Below are 22,004 nucleotides of genomic sequence, written 5' to 3' on the forward strand. Positions count from 1 at the left end.
GCAAGGTCAGGCTCCAGGGTCGGCGTAGCGCAGCACCAGCGTGGCCAGCGGCGGGATGGTGAGGACGAGCGAGGCGGGCTGCCCGTGCGAAGGTTCGTCGGCGGCCGGCACCTCGCCGCCGTTGCCGACGTTGCTGCCGCCATAGCAGGCCGCGTCGGTGTTCAGGCATTCCAGCCAGCGTCCGGCGAAGGGCACGCCCAGGCGGTAGCCGTGGCGCACCACGGGCGTCATGTTGACCACCGCCAGCACCACGTCGCGGCTGCCCGGCGCGGCGCGGCGCAGGTAGGCGAACACGCTGTTGCGGCTGTCGTCGCCCACCACCCAGCTGAAGCCTTCGGGGCGGTGGTCCAGCGCGTGCAGCGCCGGCAGCGCGCGGTGCAGGCGGTTGAGGTCGCGCACCAGCGCCTGCATGCCGCGGTGTTCGGGCTGCTCCAGCAGCGTCCAGTCCAGCTCGGTGTCGTGGTTCCACTCGCGCCACTGGGCGAACTCGGTGCCCATGAACAGCAGCTTCTTGCCCGGGTGGGTCCACATGAAGCCGTAGTAGGCGCGCAGGTTGGCGAAGCGCTGCCAGCGGTCGCCCGGCGTCTTGCCGATCATCGAGCCCTTGCCGTGCACCACCTCGTCGTGCGAGATCGGCAGCACGAACGCCTCGGACCAGGCGTAGACCATGCCGAAGGTCATGTCCTGGTGATGCCAGGCGCGGTGCACCGGGTCGTACGACAGGTAGCGCAGCGAGTCGTGCATCCAGCCCATGTTCCACTTGAAGGTGAAGCCGAGGCCGCCGCTTTGCACGGGCGCGGTCACGCCGGGCCAGGCGGTGGACTCCTCGGCGATGGTCATGGCGCCCGGGCAGCGCTCGCGCACCACGGTGTTGAGCTCGCGCAGGAAGGCCACCGCTTCCAGGTTCTCGCGCCCGCCGAAGCGGTTGGGCAGCCACTGGCCGGCCTCGCGGCTGTAGTCGCGGTAGAGCATGGAGGCCACCGCGTCCACGCGCAGGCCGTCGATGTGGTAGTGCTCCAGCCAGTGCAGCGCGCTGGCCAGCATGAAGCCGCGCACCTCGTTGCGGCCCAGGTTGTAGATCAGCGTGTTCCAGTCCTGGTGGAAGCCTTCGCGCGGGTCCTGGTATTCGTACAGCGCGGTGCCGTCGAACTGCGCCAGGCCGTGCGGGTCGGTGGGGAAGTGCGCCGGCACCCAGTCCAGGATCACGCCGATGCCGGCCTCGTGGCAGCGGTCGACGAAGGCGGCGAAGGCTTGCGGCGGGCCCAGCCGCGCGGTGGGCGCGAACAGCGACAGCGGCTGGTAGCCCCACGAGCCGCCGAACGGATGCTCCATCACCGGCAGCAGCTCGATGTGGGTGAAGCCGAGTTCGCGCACATAGGGCAGCAGCCGCGCGGCCAGCCGCTCCCAGCCACGCACCGGGTCGTTGACCTCGCGCAGCCAGGACAGCACGTGCAGCTCGTAGATCGACATCGGCGCGGCGCGCGGGTCGGTGGCGGCGCGCCGGCGCATCCAGTCCTGGTCGGTCCAGGCGAAGGGCGGCGCCGAGGCGCCGGGCGCGGTGACGACCGAGGCGGTGGCCGGCGGCGCCTCGGTGGCCAGCGCCAGCGGGTCGGCCTTGTCGGGCAGCGGCTGGCCGTGCGGGCCGAGCAGGTCGAACTTGTAGCGGCTGCCGGGCGCGGCGCCCATGGCGGCCGGGACGAACAGCTCCCACACGCCGGCGCCGTGGCGCAGGCGCATGGGATGGCGCGCCGGGCTCCAGCCGTTGAAGTCGCCGATCACGGAGACGCGCCGCGCATTGGGCGCCCACACCGCGAAGCGCACGCCGGCCATGCCGCCCAGCTCCTGCGCCTGCGCGCCCAGGCAGCGGCCCAGCTCGAAGTGGCGGCCTTCGGCGATCAGGTGCAGGTCGAGGTCGCCCAGCAGGGTGCCGAACGCGTACGGATCGGCGCTGAGCTGCTCGCTGCCGTCGGGCCAGCGCAGGCCGAGGCGGTAGTCCGCGGCGCCGCTGGCAGCGGCCGCGCCGGGCAGCACGCCGGCGAAGATGCCGCCCGGGTGCAGCCGTTCCAGGTCGGCCAGGTGCGTGCCGTCGGGCGCGGCGAGCCAAGCCGCGCGCGCGCCCGGCAGGCAGGCGCGCACCGTGGTGGCGCCCGCCTCGGCGTGGGGGCCGAGCACCGCGAACGGGTCGCCATGGCGCGCGGCGAGCAGGGCTTCGGCATCGGCCGCCGGCAAGGCCGCCGGCGAGGGTGCCGCGCTCGGGGCGGGCGCCCTGGCGGCGGCACGCGCGGCGCGCGGCGGCGCGCTTTCAGTCTTGCTCATCGGTGTCCCCGGTGGCGCCGGACAGCTTGCGCACCAGCCGCGCCAGCCCGTTGACCGGCAGGTCGATCCAGGCCACGCGGTTGGCGGCCTCGTAGCCCACTTCGTAGGCCGCGCGCTCGAGCAGGAACAGGTCGAGCAGATCCTGCGCCTGTTTCGGCTCCACCCACGGCTGCGCGGCGGCCGCGGCCACCTGCCGGTAGCCGGCCAGGAAGGCCTCGCCGGCGGTCTGGCGGAAGCGGTCCAGCAGCATCTCGCGGCGCTGGGTCAGGGCCGGCGGCAGCGCGGCGTGGGTGCGTTCGTGGCGGTCGGTGCCGACCGTGGCGGCGGCGTAGTCGAGCGAGCGCAGCAGCCCGGCCACGTCGCGCAGCGGCGAGGTCTTGCGGCGGCGCCACGCCAGCGGCAGGCCCGGCTCGCCTTCGAAATCGACCAGGTAGGTGTCGTTCTGCGCCACCAGCACCTGGCCGAGGTGGAAGTCGCCGTGGATGCGCGTCTGCAGGCTGCCCGGCGCGGCGGCGGCCAAGCGCGCCACCACCGCGGGCAAGTGCCGGCGGCCCGCCAGCAGGGTGTCGATGTCGGCGGCGAAGCGGTCGTTGCGGGCCTGCCCGCCCAACTCGCCGGCGCGCTTTTCCAGCAGGTCCATGGCGCGGTCCAGTTCGGCCAGCGCCTGCTCGGCCCATTGCTGCGCCTGCGCCTGGCCGGCGGGCTCGGGGGCGAAGGCGGGGTCGTCGCTGGGCCGCGCCAGCACGGTGTGCATTTCCGCCAGGCGCTGGCCCAGCGTGCCGGCCAGCGCGGCATAGCCGTTGAGGGCTTCGGCGAACTCGTCCTCGCAGTCCTCGGACGGCACCGCGTCGTCGATGGCGCGGCCGATATAGTCCAGCGTCCAGCCCCACGCGTCGCCCTGGTTGAGGATGTAGCCTTGCAGCAGCATCAGCGTGTGCGGGGTGCCGTCCAGCCCGGTGCGCACCACCTCGCCCAGCAGCGGCGCGGCGTTGCGGTAGCCGTGCTCGGTCAGGTAGCGGGTCACCTCGGCTTCCGGGTGGACGCCGCCGGCCAGCCGGCGCACCAGCTTGAGCACCGCGGTGTTGTTGTACGACAGCGAGCTGTTGGACTGCTCGGCCGACATCCACTGGACCTCGTCGGTGTCCAGCGGCAGGCCCGCCAGCGCGGGCTCGCCGCGGAAATGGATGGGGCCGCGCGGGCTGGGCAGCTCGCGCCCGGCGCGCAGCGCGCGCACCACCTCGCGCGCGAAGCACTCCACCGCGAACGCATCGGTCACCAGGCCCACGCGGCTGCCCTTGCGCACGCGCGCCATCGACAGCGAGTGCGCCAGCTGCGAGGCCCCTTCGGCGGCGCCGTCGCGGTCCCACAGCAGCGCCACCGGCAGCTGGTAGCAGGTGGTGCGGCCTTCCAGCGCCAGTTCCATCTCGCACAGGTAGGTTTCCTCGCCGGCCGCGCCCTGCGCGAACGGGATGGCGTAGGCGATGCCCACGCTGCGGATGCGCTCGCCCTTGGCGCCGTACCAGCGGCGCCGTCCGATGTAGTGGGGCAGTACCTCGTTGGCCAGCGTGCGGCGGGAGGCTTCGGTGAGTTCGGCGTTGGCGGTGTTCTGCATCACCAGGGTGATCTGGTCCGGCATTTGTTCGGGGGCGTCCACGTGCCAGGCAGGGGGCTGGGCTTCGTCACTGAGCACGAACCAGTAGAAGCCGTACGGCGGCAGCGTCAGCAGGTAGGTGAGCTGGCCGATCGCGGGAAAGGGCGTGGCGCCCAGCATTTCCACCGGCACGCGGCCGGCGAAGGCGGACAGGTCGAGCTCCACCGCCTGCGGCGCGCGCGCCAGGTTGGCCACGCACAGGATGTGCTCGCCTTCGAATTCGCGCAGGTAGGCCAGGATCTTGCGGTTGCCGGGGAACAGGAAGCGCAGCGTGCCGCGCCCGAACGCATGGTGCTGGCGGCGCAGCGCGAGCATGCGGCGCATCCAGTTGAGCAGCGAGTGCGGGTCGCGCGTCTGCGCTTCCACGTTAACGGCCTCGTAGCCGTACAGCGGGCCTTGCAGCGGCGGCAGCACCAGGCGCTCGGGGTCGGCGTGGGAAAAGCCGCCGTTGCGGTCGGGCGACCACTGCATGGGCGTGCGCACGCCGTCGCGGTCGCCCAGGTGGATGTTGTCGCCCATGCCGATCTCGTCGCCGTAGTAGATCACCGGCGTGCCCGGCATGGAGAACAGCAGGCTGTTCATCAGCTCGATGCGGCGGCGGTCGCGCTCCATCAGCGGCGCGAGGCGCCGCCGGATGCCGAGGTTGATGCGCGCGCGCCGGTCGGAGGCGTAGACCTCCCACAGGTAGTCGCGCTCGGAGCTGGTCACCATTTCCAGCGTCAGCTCGTCGTGGTTGCGCAGGAAGATGGCCCACTGGCAGTTGGGCGGGATCTCCGGCGTCTGCCGCATGATGTCGGTGATGGGGAAGCGGTCCTCCCGCGCGATCGCCATGTACATGCGCGGCATCAGCGGGAAGTGGAAGGACATGTGGCATTCGTCGCCGAGCGCGGCGGTGCCCTCGTTGCTCAGCTCGCCGGCGTTGCCCGCCGGTTGCGCCGCGGGAGCGGCCGGGCCGGCGCCGGGCTGCGCGGGCGCGTGCGTGCGCAGCGCCACCGCGGGCGAGATCGGCGCGGTGGAGGCGGCCGGCGCGCCGGGGCCGCCGAAGTACTGCTGCGCGTCTTCGGGCCACATATTGGCCTCGGCCAGCAGCAGGCGGCCCTTGTATTCGGCGTCGAGGTGGGCGCGGATCTGCTTGATGACGGCGTGGGTCTCGGGCAGGTTTTCGTTGGTGGTGCCTTCGCGCTCGACCAGGTAGGGCACGGCGTCCAGGCGCAGCCCGTCCACGCCGATGTCCAGCCAGAAGCGCATCACCGACATCACCTCGCGCAGCACCTGCGGGTTGTCGAAGTTCAGGTCGGGCTGGTGCGAGTAGAAGCGGTGCCAGAAATACGCGCCCGCCACCGGGTCCCAGCTCCAGTTCGACTTCTCGGTGTCGCAGAAGATGATGCGGGTGCCGGCATAGGCCTGGTCGGTGTCCGACCACACGTAGTAGTTGCGCGCGGCCGAGCCCGGCTTGGCCCGGCGCGCGCGCTGGAACCACGGGTGCTGGTCCGAGGTGTGGTTGATGACCAGCTCGGTGATCACGCGCAGGCCGCGCGCGTGCGCCGCGGCCACGAAGCGGCGCGCCTCGCCCAGCGTGCCGTAGTCGGGGTGCACGTTGCGGTAGTCGGCGATGTCGTAGCCGTCGTCGCGGCGCGGCGACGGATAGAACGGCAGCAGCCAGATGGTGTCCACGCCGAGGTTGACGAGGTAGTCGAGCTTGGCGGACAGGCCGGCGAAGTCGCCCACGCCGTCGCCGTTGGCGTCGAAGAAGGACTTGATGTGCAACTGGTAGATGACGGCGTCCTTGTACCAGAGCGGATCGGCGTTGAGCAGCGCGGCGTTGCCCGGTTCGGTCAGGCGTTTCATGCGGTCTCCTCGCGCAGCGGCCGCACCCGCCACAGCGCGAACGGCAGCGCGTGCGGGTCCAGGCGGATGCGCTGGTGCTTGCCCCGCCAGGTGAAGCGCGGGCCGTGCATCAGGTCTTCGGCGTGCAGCGCGCCGTGGTCGGGCAGGCCCCATTCCCACAGCGGCAGCTCGATGGCGGCCTCGCGCGCGGCGCGCGGATCCAGGCTGATGGCGACCAGCAGCACTTCGCCGTCGAAGGCGCCGGGCGGCGGCGGCGCGCCCGGCGCGGGCGCCGCGCGCGGCACGAAGCGGGCGAAGTACAGCACCGCGTCGTCGCTGGCGTGGTAGAAGCGCAGGCCGAGGTGGCTCTGCAGCGCCGGCTGGCTGGCGCGGATGGCGTTCAGGCGCGAGATCTCGGCCACGATGTTGCCCGGGCGCTGCCAGTCCCACGCGCGCAACTGGTATTTCTCGGAGTCCTGGTATTCCTCCTTGGGCACGCCGCCGGCCACCACCGGCGTGCCTTCGCACAGCTCGAAGCCGCTGTACACGCCCCACAGCCCGGACAGCAGCGCGGCCAGCGCGGCGCGGATCAGGAAGCCGGGGCGGCCGCTGTCGTGCAGGAAATACGGGTTGATGTCGGGCGTGTTGACGAAGAAATGCGGGCGGAAGTATTCGCGCAGCGGCCCCTGCGTCAGCTCGGTCATGTACTCGGTCAGCTCGCGCTTGTGGTTGCGCCAGGTGAAGTAGGTGTACGACTGGCTGAAGCCGAGCTTGGCCAGGCGCGCCATCATCTTGGGCCGCGTGAAGGCTTCGGCCAGGAACAGCGCGTCGGGGTAGCGCGCGCGCACCTCGGCGATCATCCATTCCCAGAACGGCAGCGGCTTGGTGTGCGGGTTGTCCACGCGGAAGATGCGCACCCCCTGGCCGGCCCAGAACATCACCACGTCGCGCAGCGCGGTCCACAGCGCGGCGTCGGCCGGCGGCGCGCAGTAGAAATCGACGTTGACGATGTCCTCGTATTTCTTGGGCGGGTTCTCGGCGTAGCGCAGCGAGCCGTCGGGGCGGTGGGCGAACCATTCCGGGTGCTCGCGCAGCCACGGATGGTCGGGCGAGCACTGGATGGCGAAGTCCAGCGCCAGTTCCAGGCCGGCCGCCGCGGCGGCGTCGCGCAGGCGGCGGAAGTCGTCGAAGGTGCCCAGCTCGGGGTGGATGGCGTCATGCCCGCCTTCCTCCGCGCCGATCGCGTACGGGCTGCCCGGGTCGCCGGGCGCGGCGCGCAGGCTGTTGTTGCGGCCCTTGCGGTGGGTGCGGCCGATCGGGTGGATGGGCGGGAAGTAGAGCACGTCGAAGCCCATCGCGCGGATCGCCGGCAGCCGCGCGATCACGTCGTCGAAGGTGCCGTGGCGCTGCGCGTCGCCGCTCTGCGAGCGCGGGAACAGCTCGTACCAGCTGGCGAAGCGCGCCGCCAGGCGGTCGGCTTCCACCGGCAGCGCCGCCGGGTGGCGCGTGGCGAACGGGCGTGGGTCCGCGGCCTGCATGGCCGCGCGCGTGCGCGGCGAGAGCAGGAGTTCGAGGCGGTGCATGTCGTGCGCGGGACCGGCGGCGGCATCGCCCGGGCCATCGCCGCCGCCTTGCCGCAGCTCGCCTGCGATGGCGTGCACCGCGGCCTGGGTGTCCCTGGTGGCGCCGGCGGTGGCGGCCACCAGGCGCGCGCCTTCCTCGATTTCCAGCGTCACGTCGACGCCGGCCTGCTTTTTCTTGGTGACCTCGTCGCACCAGCTGGCGAAGGTGTCGCGCCATGCTTCCACGGTGAATTCGTGGCGCCCCATGCCGCGCAGCGGAAAGCTGCCGTGCCAGCGGTCGTTGACGCCGGGCAGCAGCGGCGCTTCCTGCCAGTCCTGCTCGCCGGGGCCGCGCCACAGCAGGACGGCGGCGAGCTTGTCGTGGCCGTCCATCCAGATGTCGGCCTCCACCTCGACACGCTCGCCCGCCACGCGCCGCACCGCGAAGCGGCCCGCGTCGCAGGCCGGCGCCACGTTCTCGATGGCGATGCGCGGCGCCTGCAGCGCGGCGGCCACGCTTTTTTCCAGCGTGGCGCGCACGGCGGCCGCCACGCGCTTGCCGTTGCGGCGCGCCGGCGCCGCCTGCGCCGGGCCCGGCACGGCCTGGTAGAGCTGGATGCCGGCCGGCGCGAGGGCGATGGTGGCCATCGCGTCCAGCAGGAAGCCGCCGCTGCCGGCCGCCGCGTCCGCGCCGCCGGGGCCGCCGTCGGCCGGCAGCAGCGTGCCGGCGCCGGCCGGCAGCGCGGCGGCGATGCGGTCGACGCCGAGCGAGGCGGCCTGCTCGGTGTCGGGGTTGATGACGATGGCCAGCGTGACGGGGGCAGCGCCGGCGCTGCCGGCGGCGGTGCGCGCGAGCACGGTCAGCGGCGCGTCGCCGCTGCTGACGTGGCGCAGGGTGCGCGCCGGGGTCTCGCCCCAGGCGGCCAGCCAGGCATTGGCGTGGATCACCTCGTGCGAGAGGTCGTAGGGCGGGGTGTCCTCGCCGTCGCCGCCGGCCTCGAAGCCGGCCGGCACCAGCAGGCCGTCGCCGATGGCGGCGGCGGCCCACAAGGCGCGGCGCGCGGCCAGCGCGTCGCTGCCGCCCGCTTCCAGCGCCGCGGCGGCCAGCACGCGCCCGAACGGGCGCAGCCGGGCGATTTCCTCGGCCAGCCAGGCGCTGCGGTAATCCCACCACGGCAGCGAGCAGAAGGCGCCGTCGAAGCCACCGCCGGCGAGGTCGTCCAGTTGCGCGGGGCCGAGGCCCGGCGTCCACGCCAGGAAGGTCACGTGGCGGCCCGGCGAGGCGCGCCGCGCGCCGGCGGTCAGCGCCGCCCAGTGCCGGCCGGCCACGCGCGCCGGGGCGCGGCAGACGAAGCCGGCCACGCCGGCGGCCACCGGCACGCGCAACTGTTCGCCCCACCACGGCACCAGCGCCGCCGCGACCTGCGGGTCATGCCAGCGCAGGCGCGCGCCGGGCAGGTGGTTGTCGGTGTCGCGCGGGTCGGCGGCCAGGCCCGCGGGCTCGCGCCAGGCCGGGTCGAGCGCGGCGCTGCCGTCGGGGTGGCGGTCCAGCGCCAGTTCGAGCAGGCAGGACAAGCCGTGCGCCTGGCAGGCGGCGACCGCCCGCGCCAGTGTCGGCGCCTGCGCATGGAGCACCGGCCAGCCGGCCAGCAGCACGTGATCGAAGCCGAGCGCCGCGGCGCGGGCCAGCGCGTCGGCGTCGGGCGCGCCGTCAAGCCGGGCGGGGGACAGGTCGATCTGGCAGATGCGCACGTCTATCCTCGCCGGTTGCCTGCACGCCGCGGCGCACGCGCCGGGATCACTTCGCCAGGGCTTCCGGTTCGGGCCGGCGGGATTGCCCCGGCGGCGGCCAATAGCATGCTCGGGTTCAAGATGGAACTCCTTCGGCATCCGCCCGCGGATACCGCGATGGCACAGGTGAGAGGGCTTGGCTGGGTGCTGCCGCGGACGCCGCGGTGGGGGCGGCGCCGTTTGCTGCATTGCGGAGAACCACTGCGCATCCGGCTGTCATGCGAAGCGCGTGCCAGGCGTGGCCACGGAGCGGGCCCGATGGCCGCCGCGCCGGGCGGGGCAAGGCCGCGCGCCCGATTGGCGAAGGTGCGCGCGGGCGACTTGTGATGCAGTGCAGTGCGCCGCGCGTGTAAAAACTACCGGGCGCGCCGGGCAGTCAGGGAAAAAGCGGGAAGGGGCGGCACCACGGGCCGGCCGGGAACGGAAGTGCCGTGCGCGGCCTCAGCCGGCGCGGTAGCTGTCGAGCCGGTTGTAGAGCGTCTTGAGGCTGATGCCGAGCGCGTGCGCCGCCTGGCGCTTGTCGCCGTCGTAGCGGGCCAGCGTGGCGAGGATGATCTCGCGCTGGGCATCGGCCAGCGACGTGCCGATGCGCACGTTGACCACGCCGTCCAGCGTGGCCGGGCGCGGCGGCTGGGCGGCGATGTTGGGGTTGGCGATGTCGATCACGCGGTCGGCCAGGATAAAGGCGCGGTACACGGTGTTCTTGAGTTCGCGCACGTTGCCGGGCCAGCCGTAATGGCGCAGGCGTTCCACGGCGGTGGCCGAGAAGGTCTTGTCGGTGCCTTCGATGGCGTTGAATTCGGCCAGGAAGTGGCGGGCGAGCAGGGCGATGTCCTCGCCGCGCTCGCGCAGCGGCGGGATATGCAAGGGGAACACGGCGAGCCGGTAGAGCAGGTCCTCGCGCAACTGGCCTTCGCGCACCGCCTCGACCGGGTCGCGGTTGGTGGCCGCGAGGATGCGCACGTCGCACGCGATCTGGGTGTCGCCGCCGACGCGGTGGAAAGTCCGGGTCTCGAGCACGCGCAGCAGCTTGATCTGCATGTCCGGCGCCATTTCCGTGACTTCGTCGAGAAACAGCGTGCCGCCGCGCGCCTGCTCGAAATAGCCCGCCTTCTGCTGCACGGCGCCGGTGAAGCCGCCTTTTTCGTGGCCGAACAGCTCGGACTCGATCAGCGTGGGCGGAATCGCGCCGCAGTTCACCGCCACGAACGGGCCGCCGCGGCGCGCGCTGCGCTCGTGCACGGCGCGCGCCACCAGTTCCTTGCCGGTGCCGCTTTCGCCCACCGCCAGCATGGTGACTTCGGTGGCGGCCACGCGGTCCACCTGCGTCAGCAGGTGCTGCATGGCGGGCGATGCGCTTTGCCACAGCAGCGCCACCGGGCCCTGGACCACCGGGCGCGGCTTGCCGCCCGCCGGCTGCGTGGGGGCGCGTTCGGCGGCGGAGGCGGTGGCGGAGGCGTCGGGTAGGCTGCTTGGCATCGGCAGTGGCAAGGGGGCGGGGCTGCGCCGCGGGCAGGAGGCGCCTGCGGCTGCGCGACGGTCTGGCCCAATGCTAGCGCCTGCGGCGGCATGAGGTCCACCCTTTTGCGCACAAAGTCCCAACTTGTTTTCCAGCGCGTGGCGTTGTCAGACAGACACCGGTATCGCAGCGCGGCATGCCCGCATAAAATACCTCATACCCCGGTTTTTCCTTCGGCGCCGCGATTCGCTCCGGCCTGGCTGCTGCCGCGCCAGCGGGGGCTCTCCGGCGCTTTGCTCATGGCTTGTGGCATGGCGCCTCCGCGTTGGTCGATGGCGCCCCCCTACGGAAGATATGCCTCACATCCTGATCGTCGACGACGACGAAAATACCTGTGCTGCGCTGTCGGAAATCGTGGCGGCCGAAGGCTTTACCTCGGCCACCGCGGGCGACCTGCGCGAGGCGTGCCTGCAGATCGGCTGGCAGATGCCGGACGCGGTGCTGGCCGATCTCAAGCTGCCCGACGGCAGCGGCATGGACCTGTTCAGCGAGGTGGGCACGGCCGGCGTGGAGGTGATCCTGATGACCGGCTACGCCAGCGTGGAGTCGGCCGTCGACGCGCTGCGCCTGGGCGCCACCGACTACCTCGTCAAGCCGATCAACGTGACCCGGCTGCGCACCATCCTCAAGCGCATCGCCACCACCGGCGACCTCAAGGCGGAAATCCATTCCCTGCGCGGCGAGCTGCGCCGCTACGGCCGCTTCGGCCGCCTGCTGGGCAGCTCGGAGGCCATGCAGGTGGTCTACGACCAGCTCAGCCGCGTGGCGCCCACCGAGGCCACCGTGCTGCTGGTGGGCGAGAGCGGCACCGGCAAGGAACTGGCCGCGCAGACCCTGCACGAACTCTCGGCGCGCCGGCGCCAGCCGTTCCTGGCGGTGAACTGCGGCGCGATCTCGCCCACGCTGATCGAATCCGAGATGTTCGGCCACGAGCGCGGCAGCTTCACCGGCGCCGAGCGCCAGCACAAGGGCTATTTCGAGCGGGCCAACGGCGGCACGCTGTTCCTCGACGAAATCACCGAGATGCCGGTGGAGCTGCAGGTCAAGCTGCTGCGCGTGCTGGAGTCCGGCGCGTTCATGCGGGTCGGCACCAACCGCGAGCTGCACGCCGACGTGCGCGTGGTGGCGGCCACCAACCGCAATCCGGAGGAAGCGGTGGCCGACGGCAAGCTGCGCGCCGATCTCTACCACCGCCTCAACGTGTTCCCGGTCGAGTTGCCGCCGCTGCGCGCGCGCGGCGACGACGTGGTGCAGATCGCCAACACGCTGCTCGAGCAGATGAACGGCGAGCACGGCACGCAGCGCCGCTTTGCGCCCGAGCTGCTCGACAGCCTGCTGCTGCATGCCTGGCCCGGCAACGTGCGCGAGCTGCGCAACTTCGTGCAGCGCGCCTACATCATGGCCGACCAGGACCTGATCGCCGACGCCCACGTGCCGCTGCAGGTGGCGGCCACCACCTCGTCGGCCACCGCGATGGTGTCGGTGCCGGTGGGCATGTCGCTGGCCGACGCGGACCGCCAGCTGATTTTCGCCACGCTGGAGCAATGCTCGGGCGTGAAGAAGCACGCCGCCGAGATCCTCGGCATCAGCCTCAAGACGCTCTACAACCGGCTGGAAGAATACGCCTCGCGCGGCGAGCTGCCCGAATCGCTGCGCGCCAACGGCAGCAGCCCGGCGCCGCCCTGCTAGCGCTGGCGCATGGCGGCCCGGATTCACGCATTGGCCAGCTGGCGGCGCCGGCGCTGCGCGGCCAGGCCGTCGCCGGCCTGCTGCAGCAGCGGCACCGGCACCGGCCGCACGTGCCAGATGCGCGCGCAGTATTCCCGGATGGCGCGGTCGGAAGAAAAATGCCCGGAGCGCGCCGACGACAGCACCGACATGCGCTGCCAGCGCTCCTGGTCGGCGAAGGCCGCGCCGACGTCCTGCTGGCAATGCAGGTAGGACGCGAAATCCGCCAGCAGCAGGTAGGGGTCGTGCTGCAGCAGGCCGTCGAACAGCGGCTGGAACACGGCCGCGTCTCCCTTGGAAAAGAAGCCCTGGCGCGCCAGCCCGATCACGGCGCGCAATTCGGCGTTGCCGTCGTAGAAGGTCGCGGGACGGTAGCCGGCCGCCTTCAGCGCGTAGACCTCGGCGGCGGTCAGCCCGAACGGAAAGAAGTTGTCGGCGCCGATATGGTCGCGCAGCTCGATGTTGGCGCCGTCCATGGTGCCGATGGTGATGGCCCCGTTCATGGCGAACTTCATGTTGCCGGTGCCCGAGGCCTCCTTGCCCGCCAGCGAGATCTGCTCCGACAGGTCGGCCGCCGGGTAGATGCGCTGGCCGTAGGTCACGTTGAAGTTGGGCAGGAACACCACCTTGAGCCGGTCGCGCACCTGCGGGTCGCGGTTGACCACCTCGCCCACCGCGGTGATGAAGCGGATCATCAGCTTGGCGTAGTGATAGCCGGGCGCGGCCTTGCCCGCGAACAGGAAGGTGCGCGGCGCGATCTCCGCGTGCGGGTCCGACTTGATGCGGTGGTACAGCGCCACGATGTGCAGCACCGCCAGGTGCTGGCGCTTGTATTCGTGGATGCGCTTGACCATCACGTCGAACATCGAGTCCGGGTCCACCGCCACGCCGGTGCAGTCGCGGATCACGGCCGCCAGGTCCACCTTGTTGGCGCGCCGCGCGGCCTGCCATTGCTGGCGGAAGGCGGGATCGTCGGCGTAGGGCTCCAGCGCGCGCAGCCCGGACAGGTCGCGGATCCAGCCGTCGCCGATGGCGTCGCACGCCAGCCGGGTCAGGCGCGGGTTGGCCAGCGCGATCCAGCGGCGCGGCGTGACGCCGTTGGTGACGCTGGTGAATTTCTCCGGCCACATCTCGTGGAAGTCCTTGAGCACGTCCTGCTGCATCAGGCGCGAGTGCAGCTCGGCCACGCCGTTGATGGCATGGCTGCCGACGCAGGCCAGGTGGGCCATGCGCACGTAGCGCGGCGGGTGCTCGTCGATCAGCGACAGGCGCGCCAGGCGCGACGCGTCGCCGTAGAAGCGGATGCGCACCTCGTCGAGAAAGCGCGCGTTGATCTCGTAGATGATCTCCAGGTGGCGCGGCAGGATGCGCGCGAACAGCGGCAGCGGCCAGCGCTCCAGCGCCTCGGGCAGCAGCGTGTGGTTGGTGTAGGCGAAGGCCTGGCGCGTGATGTCCCAGGCCTGGTCCCACGGCAGGTCGTGGTCGTCCACCAGCAGCCGCATCAGCTCGGCGATGCCGATCGACGGATGCGTGTCGTTGAGCTGCACCGCGAATTTCTCGTGAAAGCGCGTGAGCGGGATGCCGTGCGCGTCGAGCAGGCGCAGCATGTCCTGCAGCGAGCAGGAGACGAAGAAGTACTGCTGCTCCAGCCGCAGCTCCTTGCCCTGCTGGGTCTCGTCGTTGGGGTAGAGCACCTTGGTCAGGTTCTCCGAGGTGACCTTCTTGCTGACCGCGCCGAGGTAGTCGCCGCGGTTGAACACGTTGAAGTCGAACGCCTCGGTGGCCTCCGCGCGCCACAGGCGCAGCGTGTTGACGGTATTGACGCGGTAGCCCAGGATCGGCGAATCGAACGGCACGCCCACCACGGTCTTGTCCGGCACCCAGCGCACGCGGTAGTGCCCGCGGTCGTCGGTGTAACGCTCGGTGTGGCCGCCGAGCTTGACCTGCACCGCCCATTCCGAGCGCTGGATTTCCCACGGGTTGCCGTTGCGCAGCCAGGTGTCGGTGCTTTCCACCTGCTGCCCGTCGACGATGGACTGGTGGAAGATGCCGTACTCGTAGCGGATGCCGTAGCCCAGCGCCGGCATCTCCAGCGTGGCCAGCGAATCGATGAAGCAGGCCGCGAGCCGGCCCAGGCCGCCGTTGCCCAGGCCCGGCTCCTCCTCCTGCGCGAGGATCTCGTCGAGGTCCAGCCCCAGTTCGGTCATGGCCTCGCGCACCTCGTCGAAGATGCCCAGGTTGACCAGGTTGTTGCCCAGGTGCGGCCCCATCAGGAACTCGGCCGACAGATAGGCCACGGTGCGCGAGGGCTGCCCGAGGTAGGCCTCGGCGGTGCTGATCCAGCGCTGCACGAGGCGGTCGCGCACGGTATGGGCCAGCGCCTGGTACAGATCGTTGCCGCTGGCCAGCCCGGGCAGCTTGCCCTGGGTGTAGAACACATGGTCGAGGAAGGCGCGCCGGATGGTGGCGCTGGACATCGCGGTGCGGGTGTCGTGCCCGGCGTGCGGGGCGGCATGGTGCGCGCCGCGGGTGCCTTTGGGGTCGGGCGGCGGGGCGTTCGGCTCGGTATCTGCCGTCATCGGGATCCTCCTGTGGGCGGCCTTCGCGGCGGCGCGCCGGATGGGACACGCGGGGTGGGACGCGGCATGGCCACGTCTACTGATCCTAGACAATATCGGGCCGGGCGAGTGCCCGGATTGCGGCATGGGCGCGCGCGGACGGCAGCGCCGCGCGGGCGGTATGCTTATTGCATCATGGCCAGGGGGGCGGGCATGCAGCCCGACAAATATCGATGTCGCAACAACATTCTCCTTCCGGCGACGGCTGCGAAGACGAGGCGCCGGCGGCCGGCGGGGTCAGCAACAGCGCCGAGGTCGCCAGCCTGATCGGCCAGGTCGCGCATGACCTGCGCTCCGCGCTCAACGGGGTGCAGAGCTGGGCCTACGTGCTCGACCACACGCTGGACACGCCGCCGGCCGGCGCGCAACGGGCCCTGGCGGGCATCCGCACCGGCATGCAGCAGCAGGTCGCGCTGATCGAGCACATGGAAGAAGCCGTGGCGCTGCTGGCCGACGAAAGCGCGCCGCAATGGCAGCGCACGGACCTGGAAGCCGCGCTGCTGGCGGCCATCGAGGCCGTGCGTCCCTTCGCCGAGGGGCGCGGCGTGACGCTGCCCGGCATGCCGTCCGCCGAGGCGGCGCCGCCCGCGGGCACGCCCATGACCATCGATGCCGACCCGCGCCGCCTGCCGCCGCTGCTGCGGCACCTGCTGATCCACTGCATCCGCCATGCGCGCGGCGGCGACGCGGTCGAGGCCCGGCTCCATCCCGGCGGGGACCACATCACGCTGCGCATCACGGAGAGCCGCGTGCCCAGCGAGGCGCGCCGCCACGAGCGCGTGGCCGTGCTGTCCGACTTCTTCCTGCGGCGCCCGCCGCCCGAAGGCGCGGCGGCGCCGCGCCAGGGCACCGCGCTGATGCTGACGCGGCGGCTGGCGGAAACGCACGGCGCGCGCATCGAGGCCGAGGGGCAGGGCTGCGCCGCGGACGGCGACTCGGTGTGCATCGCGGTGCGCTTCCCGCTTCACGTTCCACGCGCCTGAAGCGGCGCGGCGCGCCCGTAGTTTTTACCTGCCGCGGCATAAACTGCACGGCCGCCGCCGCCGCGGGTCTGCGGGCCGCGTGCTTGATGGCCGGGCTCCGCCCTCGCTGTCCCTGCCTTTTTCCCCTGCCCGGGCCGCATTCCGGCCCACGGCAGCGGCCGGTTTTCTCCTTGCCGCGCGGATTGGCCCGCCGCTTGCATGAACAGCATGTCCGTCCCCCTTTTCAAGGAGCTGTCCATGCCCAAGGCACACCCCAAGCCGCCCTCCACCGCAGGCCACGCCGGCAAGGGCGGCCACAGCCCTGGCACGGCGAAGCACGCCGCCGGCGCGAAAAAAGACAAGAAGCCGGCCACTTACCAGGAAGCGGTGGACGACTCGCTGGACATGACCTTTCCCGCCAGCGATCCCATCTCGCCGAGCGCGGCCATGCACGCCGAGAAGGAAACCAGCACCGCGCGCGACGACACCGACTGGCACCTCAAGCCCGGCAGCGAGCACCAGCCCGCCGGCGCCAAACCGGCCGCGCACCGCAAGGGCAAGACCGACGCGCACTGAGGCGCCGCGCGCCCGGGCGCATGCACGAGCGCGGCGGGAGATAGCGGCAGCCGGAGAGAGACCGGAAGAGAGACCGGAAGAGAGACCGGAAGAGAGACCGGAAGAGAGACCGGAAGAGGAACCGGAAGAGGAACCGAGGCATCGCGCCCGCCGACTACAGGAGACCCCATGTCACTGATCATTGCCGGCCGTTACGACACCTATCCCGTTGCCGAGCAGGCGGCCGCCCGCCTGTTTGCGCGCGGCTTCGCGGAAGACGACGTGACGCTGTTCTTCGTCAACCCGCCCGGGCAGCACGCGCGCTATCCCATCGGCGGCGACCGCGGCGCCGACCCCGGCGCGCGCCGCTCCGGCCTGGGCGCCGGGCGCGGCATCGTCATCGGCGCGGTGGCGGGCGCGATCGCGGGCGTCGGCATCCTGGCCGCGTTCGGCGCCGCGCCGCTGCTGCTGATGCTTGCCACCGGCGTGGGCGCCTATCTCGGCTCGCTGGTCGGCGCGCTCGCGCTGGCGCGGCAGGACGCGGGCCGCAAGCCGGACACCGGCGAGAAGGCCGTGCGCGACGCCGGCGTGCTGCTGGCCGTGCACGTGCAGCCGGACACCGGCGCGCAGGCCGCGGACATCCTGCGCGCCACCGGCGCGCGCGACGTGGAGCGCGCGCGGGGCCGCTGGAACAACGGCCGCTGGGCCGATTTCGATCCGCTCGCGCCGCCGGTTCCCGCCGGGCGCGCGTCATCCATCCAGGAGGACTGAACCATGAATCCGCTCGATACCAACCGTGCCGCCGCGCCGGTGCCGGGTGCCGCCATCGTCGGCGAGCTCGAGGCCGACCGCGCCGGGCCCGGGCCGTTCGTCATGGCCGCCGACACGCTGGAAGGCAACAATGTGCTTGGCCCCGCCGGCGACGACCTCGGCACCATCGACCACATCATGATCGACGTGCGCGGCGGCCGCGTGGCCTACGCCGTGCTGTCGTTCGGCGGCTTCCTCGGCATCGGCGAAAAGCTGTTCGCGGTGCCGTGGTCCGCGCTCACGCTGGACACGCGGCGCAAATGCTTCGTGCTCGGCGTGGACAAGGAGAAGCTCAAGGCCGCGCCGGGGTTCGACAAGGACCACTGGCCGACCATGGGCGACTCGCAATGGGCCACCAGCATCCACGAGTACTACGGTGCCGCGCCGTACTGGCAGGGCGACCGCTATGACCCGTGGGTGGGGCGGTAGGGCGGGGCGGCAGGGCGCTGCTTATCCCGCGGCGCGCCGCCCGCCGCGGGTTTTCTCTCAAGCCGACGGCCGTCCGCCCAGGCTCCCGCCGCCATCGACGGCGATGACCTGCCCCGTCACGTAGGCGGCCGCCGGCGACAGCAGGAACGCAATCACCGACGCCACTTCTTCCGGCTGGCCGATGCGCCCCATCGGAATCGAGGCCAGCATGCGCCGCTCTTCCTCGCTGCCGGGCCGGCTCTTCTGGCGGAACAGGGCGGTTTCGGTCGGTCCGGGCGACACGGCATTGGAGGTGACGTTGAAGCGGGCGAACTCGAGCGCCCAGGTACGGGTGCATCCCACCAGCGCGCTCTTGGCCGCGGAATAGGCGGTCCGGTCGGCGGAGCCGCGGATGGCCCGGCTGCAGACGTTGACGATGCGCCCGCCGTTGGCTTCCAGCAGGGAAGGCAGGCAGGCCTGCGTGACCTGGATGGCGGCGCGCAGGTTGGTGTCGAGCACGGCGGCCAGGCTGGAGAAGTCGAGCGTGGCCAGGCTCTGCGGCAGCGCGATGCCGGCGTTGTTGACGACCCCGGTAATGAAATACTGGCCGTTGACCGCCGCCATGACTTCGGCGGTGACTTCCAGGTCGGCGAGATCGCAGGCGCGGAAATCGCCGGGAAAATGCTCGGGCGCGGTGCGCGCGAGTCCGACCACCTGCTGTCCGCCGGCCGCCAGCATCTGGCTCAGGGCCAGGCCGATGCCCTTGGATGCGCCGGTGACGAGTATGGCTCGGGGGCGGGATGTCATCGGGTGGCCTCCTCTCTGGGCAGGTTGGCGCGCTGGATGGCTTCTCCCCATTCCACGCGGCGTTTTCTCAGGTAATTGTCCATTTCGGCACCGCTGGCGCACAGCGAGTCGGTGCCGCGGGTTTCCAGGACTTCCTGGAAGTCCTTCTTCTTGCAGATATCGAGCAGCGCGGCCTCGAGCCTGGCGAGCACCGGTTTCGGCGTGCCCTTGGGGACGGCGAGGCCGACCCACGAATCGGCATCGATGGAATGGAAACCCAGTTCCTTGAGGGTCGGGACTTCCGGGGTGTGCGGCCAGCGGGCCGGGCTTGCCGAGGCCAGCAGGCGCATCTTGCCGTCCTTCAGGTAGGGCACGATGTCGGGCGGGTTGCTGACGATCACCGCGACCTGGCCGCTGAGCAGGGCATTCGAGACCTCGGGCGCCGACTTGTAGGCGACGACCTCGAAGTGCGTGCCGAAGCGGTGGTTCATGTCGGCCAGGATCAGCGTGTTGAGCGCCGAGGACGAACCCATGAACACGCCGGGCCCGCTCTTGGCCGCCGCGATCAGCTGGTCCATGGTCTTGTACGGCGACTTGCCCTGCACGGCCACGCCGTAGCGCGGCATCGCGAACGCGCCGGCGTAGGCGAAGTCGTCGATGGTGAAGTTCACGTTCATCATGTGCGGCAGGACGGCCATCGACGAGCCCGTGACGATGGTCAGGTTGTATCCGTCGGGCGCCTGGCGCCGGGCCAGGTCCAGCGCCAGCGCGCCTTGCGCGCCGGGCCGGTTCATGATGACCACGGGCTGGCCGAGCGCCGTTTCCAGGCGCTGCGCGAACGCGCGCGCAAGCAGGTCGATGTAGCCGCCGGCGCCGTACATGACGGTCAGCGTGACGGGGCGGGTCGGCCACGCCTGCTGCGCCATCGACGGCACGGCCATCGACATCAAGATCGCTGCGAGGGCAGCCAGAAATCGCCTGCGTTTCATCCGGTTGTCTCCATGTCTGCGCCCGTGCGGAAGGGCCGGGCTGTGTTTGTGTTGTTCTTGTCGCGAAGCTGTCTCACCGTGAGCGAGACGGTGCCGCGTGGAGTATAGATGGCGCCCCCGTTTATATCAACAAAGTTATCGATAATATTATCTGGCGATTTGCAGCCCTTCGGCGCATGGCGAAAGCCAAGCCGCAGCCTGCCGCCGGCACGCGGCGCTGCCGTCAGGCAAGCGGAAAGCGAAAGTGCAGGCGGAAAGCGGAAAGCGGCCGCCCGCCTCGCCGGGAAACCCGGCAAGGCGGCCACGGCCGCGACAGGATGAGACGCGGCGGCCTGCTAGGCCCGCTGCGGGGGCGGCGGCGGCAGGTCGCCGGGCGGCGGGTCGCTGACCGGCGCGGGCGGCTCGGGGTCCGGCACCTCGGGCGGCGGGATCTCGGGCGCCGGTGGCGCGGGGTCGGGTTCGGGCGTGATGTGAAAGCGCTGTGCCGTCATGTCGTTTCTCCGGTTCGTCCGCGAAGCCGCCCTCGGGTCAGGCCGCTTCGCCCAGTTCTTCGAGGATCCTCGCCAGCGCCTCCAGGTCGACCGGCTTGACGAGGTGGCGGTCGAAACCCGCCTCCGCCGTGCGCAGGCGGTCCGCCGGCTGGCTGTAGCCGGTCAGCGCCACCAGGCGCACGCGCTGCAGCTCGGGGATGGCGCGCAGCCGCTGGGCGATCTCGTAGCCGTCCATGGCCGGCATGCCCAGGTCCAGCAGGATCACGTCGGGCTGCGCCTTGACCGCGCGCACGATGGCGGCGGGGCCGTCGATGGCGGTGACCACCGTGTGCCCCATGGCCTCGAGCGTGAGCGCCATCGCCTCGAGCGCGTCGATGTTGTCGTCCACCACCATCACCGTGCGCGGCGCGCCGGGCTGCGGGCGCGGCTTGCCGGCCTCGGGCTGCCAGCTTTGCCAGGGCTGGGCCGGCAGCGTGACCACGAAGGTGCAGCCCAGCGAGGGCCCGGCGCTTTCGGCATGCACGTCGCCGCCGTGCAGCTTCACCAGCTTCTGCACCAGCGACAGGCCGATCCCCATTCCTTCCTGGCCGCTGGTCCCGCCGCGCTTGTCGCCGTGATGCGCCGTGGCGGGGTCGAAGATGGCCAGCAGGGCCTGCGGCGAGAGGCCCGGGCCGTTGTCCTGCACCTTGACCGTGAGCAGCTTGCCGTCGCTGGCCACCTCGACCGCGAGCTGGCCGTCGGGCTGGGTGTAGCGCGCGGCGTTGTGCAGCAGGTTGCTGAAGATCTGGGTCAGCCGCACGAGGTCGCCGCGCACCGGCATCGGGCCTTCGGGCACGCTCAGGCGCAGCGTGTGGCCACGCGAATCGATCAGCGGGCGCACCGCTTCCACCGCGGTGTTGAGCGCGGTGCGCAACTCCACCACGTCGTCGCGCAGCACGATGCGGCCCTGGGTGAAGCGGGAGATGTCGAGCAGGTCGTCCACCAGGCGCGTGAGATGGTGCAGCTGGCGGGCGATGATGTCGCGCGCCTTGAAGGTGTCCTCGCGCGTCGGCGCGCAGCGCATCAGCAGGTCGGCCGCGCTGCGCATCGGCGCCAGCGGGTTGCGCAGCTCGTGCGCCAGCATGGCGAGGAACTCGTCCTTGCGGCGGTCTTCTTCCAGCAGCATGCGCTCGGCGCGCTTTTGCCGCGTGATGTCCTGGTAGATGCCGGCCACGCGGTAGAAGTTGCCCGCCGCGTCCGAGACCGGAAAGGCGCGCGCGCGCACCTCGCGCACTTCGCCGTCGCCGCGCACCAGCTGGAATTCGGCATCCATGTGGCCGCTTTTCATCATCGACTCGAACGCCGCGGCCATGCGCTCGCGCTCGGCGGGCTGTACCCAGTCCAGCCAGCGCCGCGGGTTGTGCTTGAAGTCGTCGAGCGGGCGGTCCCACAACTGCACGAAGGCGGGGCTGACGAACAGGAACTCGCCGCCGGCGGGATCGAGTATCCACAGCACGTCGGACAGGTTCTCGGCGAGCTGGCGCAACAGCTCCTCGCTCTCGCGCAGCGCCTGCGAGGTCTGGCGCGCGGCTTCCTCGGCGCGGCGCATGCGCAGCAGCGCGTTGATGCTGGACACCAGCTCCTCGGCTTCCACCGGCTCGATCAGGAAGCTGTCGGCGCCGCCGTCGAGCGCCTGCACGCGGTGGCGCGACTCGGTCAGCGCGGCCGAGGTCTGCAGCACCAGCGTGCCGGCGGTCTCGGGGTCGCTCTTGATCAGCCGGCATACTTCCAGGCCGTTGATGTCGGGCAGCTTCACGTCGAGCAGCACCAGGTCCGGCGCGTGCTGGCGCACCAGCGACAGCGCGGCCTGTCCGCTGGCGGCCTCCAGCACCGAGAAGCCCGCGCGCTGGAGGATGCGGCCCTTGACGTAGCGGGGGCCGTCGCTGTCGTCGACGTTGAGGATCAGGGGGCGCGCGGCGGCGCTGGGGCGGAATGGCGTGTTCATGGCGAAC

Annotated in this window: 14 protein-coding genes; 5 read left to right on the top strand and 9 right to left on the bottom strand. The window is 71.6% G+C overall.

Annotated features, from left to right (window positions below; genetic code table 11):
* Window positions 1–6: 6 nt before the first annotated feature.
* The 4 genes from glgB to ACKI2N_RS26970 all read right to left on the bottom strand — a co-directional run bounded on the left by glgB (window position 7) and on the right by ACKI2N_RS26970 (window position 10,626).
* Window positions 7–2,316, bottom strand: coding sequence for a 1,4-alpha-glucan branching protein GlgB (glgB, locus tag ACKI2N_RS26955; protein WP_420991881.1), 2,310 nt, complete (start codon window positions 2,314–2,316; stop codon window positions 7–9).
* Window positions 2,303–5,815 (bottom strand): putative maltokinase, encoded by a 3,513-nt coding sequence (locus tag ACKI2N_RS26960; protein WP_420991883.1) that lies wholly within the window; start codon window positions 5,813–5,815, stop codon window positions 2,303–2,305. The genes glgB and ACKI2N_RS26960 overlap by 14 nt, the downstream gene beginning before the upstream one ends.
* Window positions 5,812–9,108, bottom strand: a complete 3,297-nt coding sequence (locus tag ACKI2N_RS26965) for an alpha-1,4-glucan--maltose-1-phosphate maltosyltransferase (RefSeq protein WP_420991884.1) — start codon at window positions 9,106–9,108, stop codon at window positions 5,812–5,814. Before ACKI2N_RS26965 ends, ACKI2N_RS26960 begins: the two co-directional genes overlap by 4 nt.
* 480 nt (window positions 9,109–9,588) lie before the next feature.
* Window positions 9,589–10,626: a sigma-54 interaction domain-containing protein gene (locus ACKI2N_RS26970; protein ID WP_420991885.1), complete on the bottom strand. Its 1,038-nt coding sequence runs from the start codon at window positions 10,624–10,626 to the stop codon at window positions 9,589–9,591.
* A 334-nt stretch (window positions 10,627–10,960) separates the two neighbouring features.
* On the opposite strand from ACKI2N_RS26970, the gene ACKI2N_RS26975 reads away from it, so the two are divergent.
* Window positions 10,961–12,355: a sigma-54-dependent transcriptional regulator gene (locus ACKI2N_RS26975; protein ID WP_420991886.1), complete on the top strand. Its 1,395-nt coding sequence runs from the start codon at window positions 10,961–10,963 to the stop codon at window positions 12,353–12,355.
* A gap of 23 nt (window positions 12,356–12,378) precedes the next feature.
* On the opposite strand, the gene ACKI2N_RS26980 is transcribed toward ACKI2N_RS26975, so the two are convergent.
* Entirely contained in the window at window positions 12,379–14,871 is a 2,493-nt protein-coding gene (locus tag ACKI2N_RS26980; RefSeq protein WP_420992071.1) for a glycogen/starch/alpha-glucan phosphorylase, read from the bottom strand.
* A gap of 314 nt (window positions 14,872–15,185) precedes the next feature.
* Between ACKI2N_RS26980 and ACKI2N_RS26985 the strand changes: the two genes are divergently transcribed.
* From ACKI2N_RS26985 to ACKI2N_RS27000, 4 genes are all read left to right on the top strand, one after another.
* Complete coding sequence (locus ACKI2N_RS26985; protein ID WP_420991887.1) at window positions 15,186–15,995, top strand: sensor histidine kinase; 810 nt, start codon at window positions 15,186–15,188, stop codon at window positions 15,993–15,995.
* A gap of 237 nt (window positions 15,996–16,232) precedes the next feature.
* Window positions 16,233–16,550, top strand: coding sequence for a hypothetical protein (locus tag ACKI2N_RS26990; protein WP_420991889.1), 318 nt, complete (start codon window positions 16,233–16,235; stop codon window positions 16,548–16,550).
* A 168-nt stretch (window positions 16,551–16,718) separates the two neighbouring features.
* Entirely contained in the window at window positions 16,719–17,300 is a 582-nt protein-coding gene (locus ACKI2N_RS26995; protein WP_420991890.1) for a hypothetical protein, read from the top strand.
* A 3-nt stretch (window positions 17,301–17,303) separates the two neighbouring features.
* The gene (locus tag ACKI2N_RS27000) at window positions 17,304–17,768 is read left to right on the top strand and encodes a PRC-barrel domain-containing protein (RefSeq protein ID WP_420991891.1); all 465 of its coding nucleotides are present in this window, start codon (window positions 17,304–17,306) and stop codon (window positions 17,766–17,768) included.
* Between the two features lie 57 nt (window positions 17,769–17,825).
* Here the strand turns inward: ACKI2N_RS27000 and ACKI2N_RS27005 are convergent, their stop codons facing one another.
* From ACKI2N_RS27005 to ACKI2N_RS27020, 4 genes are all read right to left on the bottom strand, one after another.
* A complete protein-coding gene (locus tag ACKI2N_RS27005) occupies window positions 17,826–18,554 on the bottom strand; it encodes an SDR family oxidoreductase (protein WP_420991892.1) in 729 nt (242 codons plus the stop codon).
* Window positions 18,551–19,480: a tripartite tricarboxylate transporter substrate binding protein gene (locus ACKI2N_RS27010; RefSeq protein ID WP_420992072.1), complete on the bottom strand. Its 930-nt coding sequence runs from the start codon at window positions 19,478–19,480 to the stop codon at window positions 18,551–18,553. The genes ACKI2N_RS27005 and ACKI2N_RS27010 overlap by 4 nt, the downstream gene beginning before the upstream one ends.
* Window positions 19,481–19,857: 377 nt before the next feature.
* Window positions 19,858–20,013, bottom strand: coding sequence for a hypothetical protein (locus ACKI2N_RS27015; RefSeq protein WP_420991893.1), 156 nt, complete (start codon window positions 20,011–20,013; stop codon window positions 19,858–19,860).
* Window positions 20,014–20,050: 37 nt separating this feature from the next.
* The gene (locus ACKI2N_RS27020; protein ID WP_420991894.1) at window positions 20,051–21,997 is read right to left on the bottom strand and encodes a response regulator; all 1,947 of its coding nucleotides are present in this window, start codon (window positions 21,995–21,997) and stop codon (window positions 20,051–20,053) included.
* Window positions 21,998–22,004: the final 7 nt, after the last annotated feature.

It is taken from the genome of Cupriavidus sp. 30B13 (assembly GCF_049059565.2).
Taxonomy (GTDB): Bacteria; Pseudomonadota; Gammaproteobacteria; order Burkholderiales; family Burkholderiaceae; genus Cupriavidus.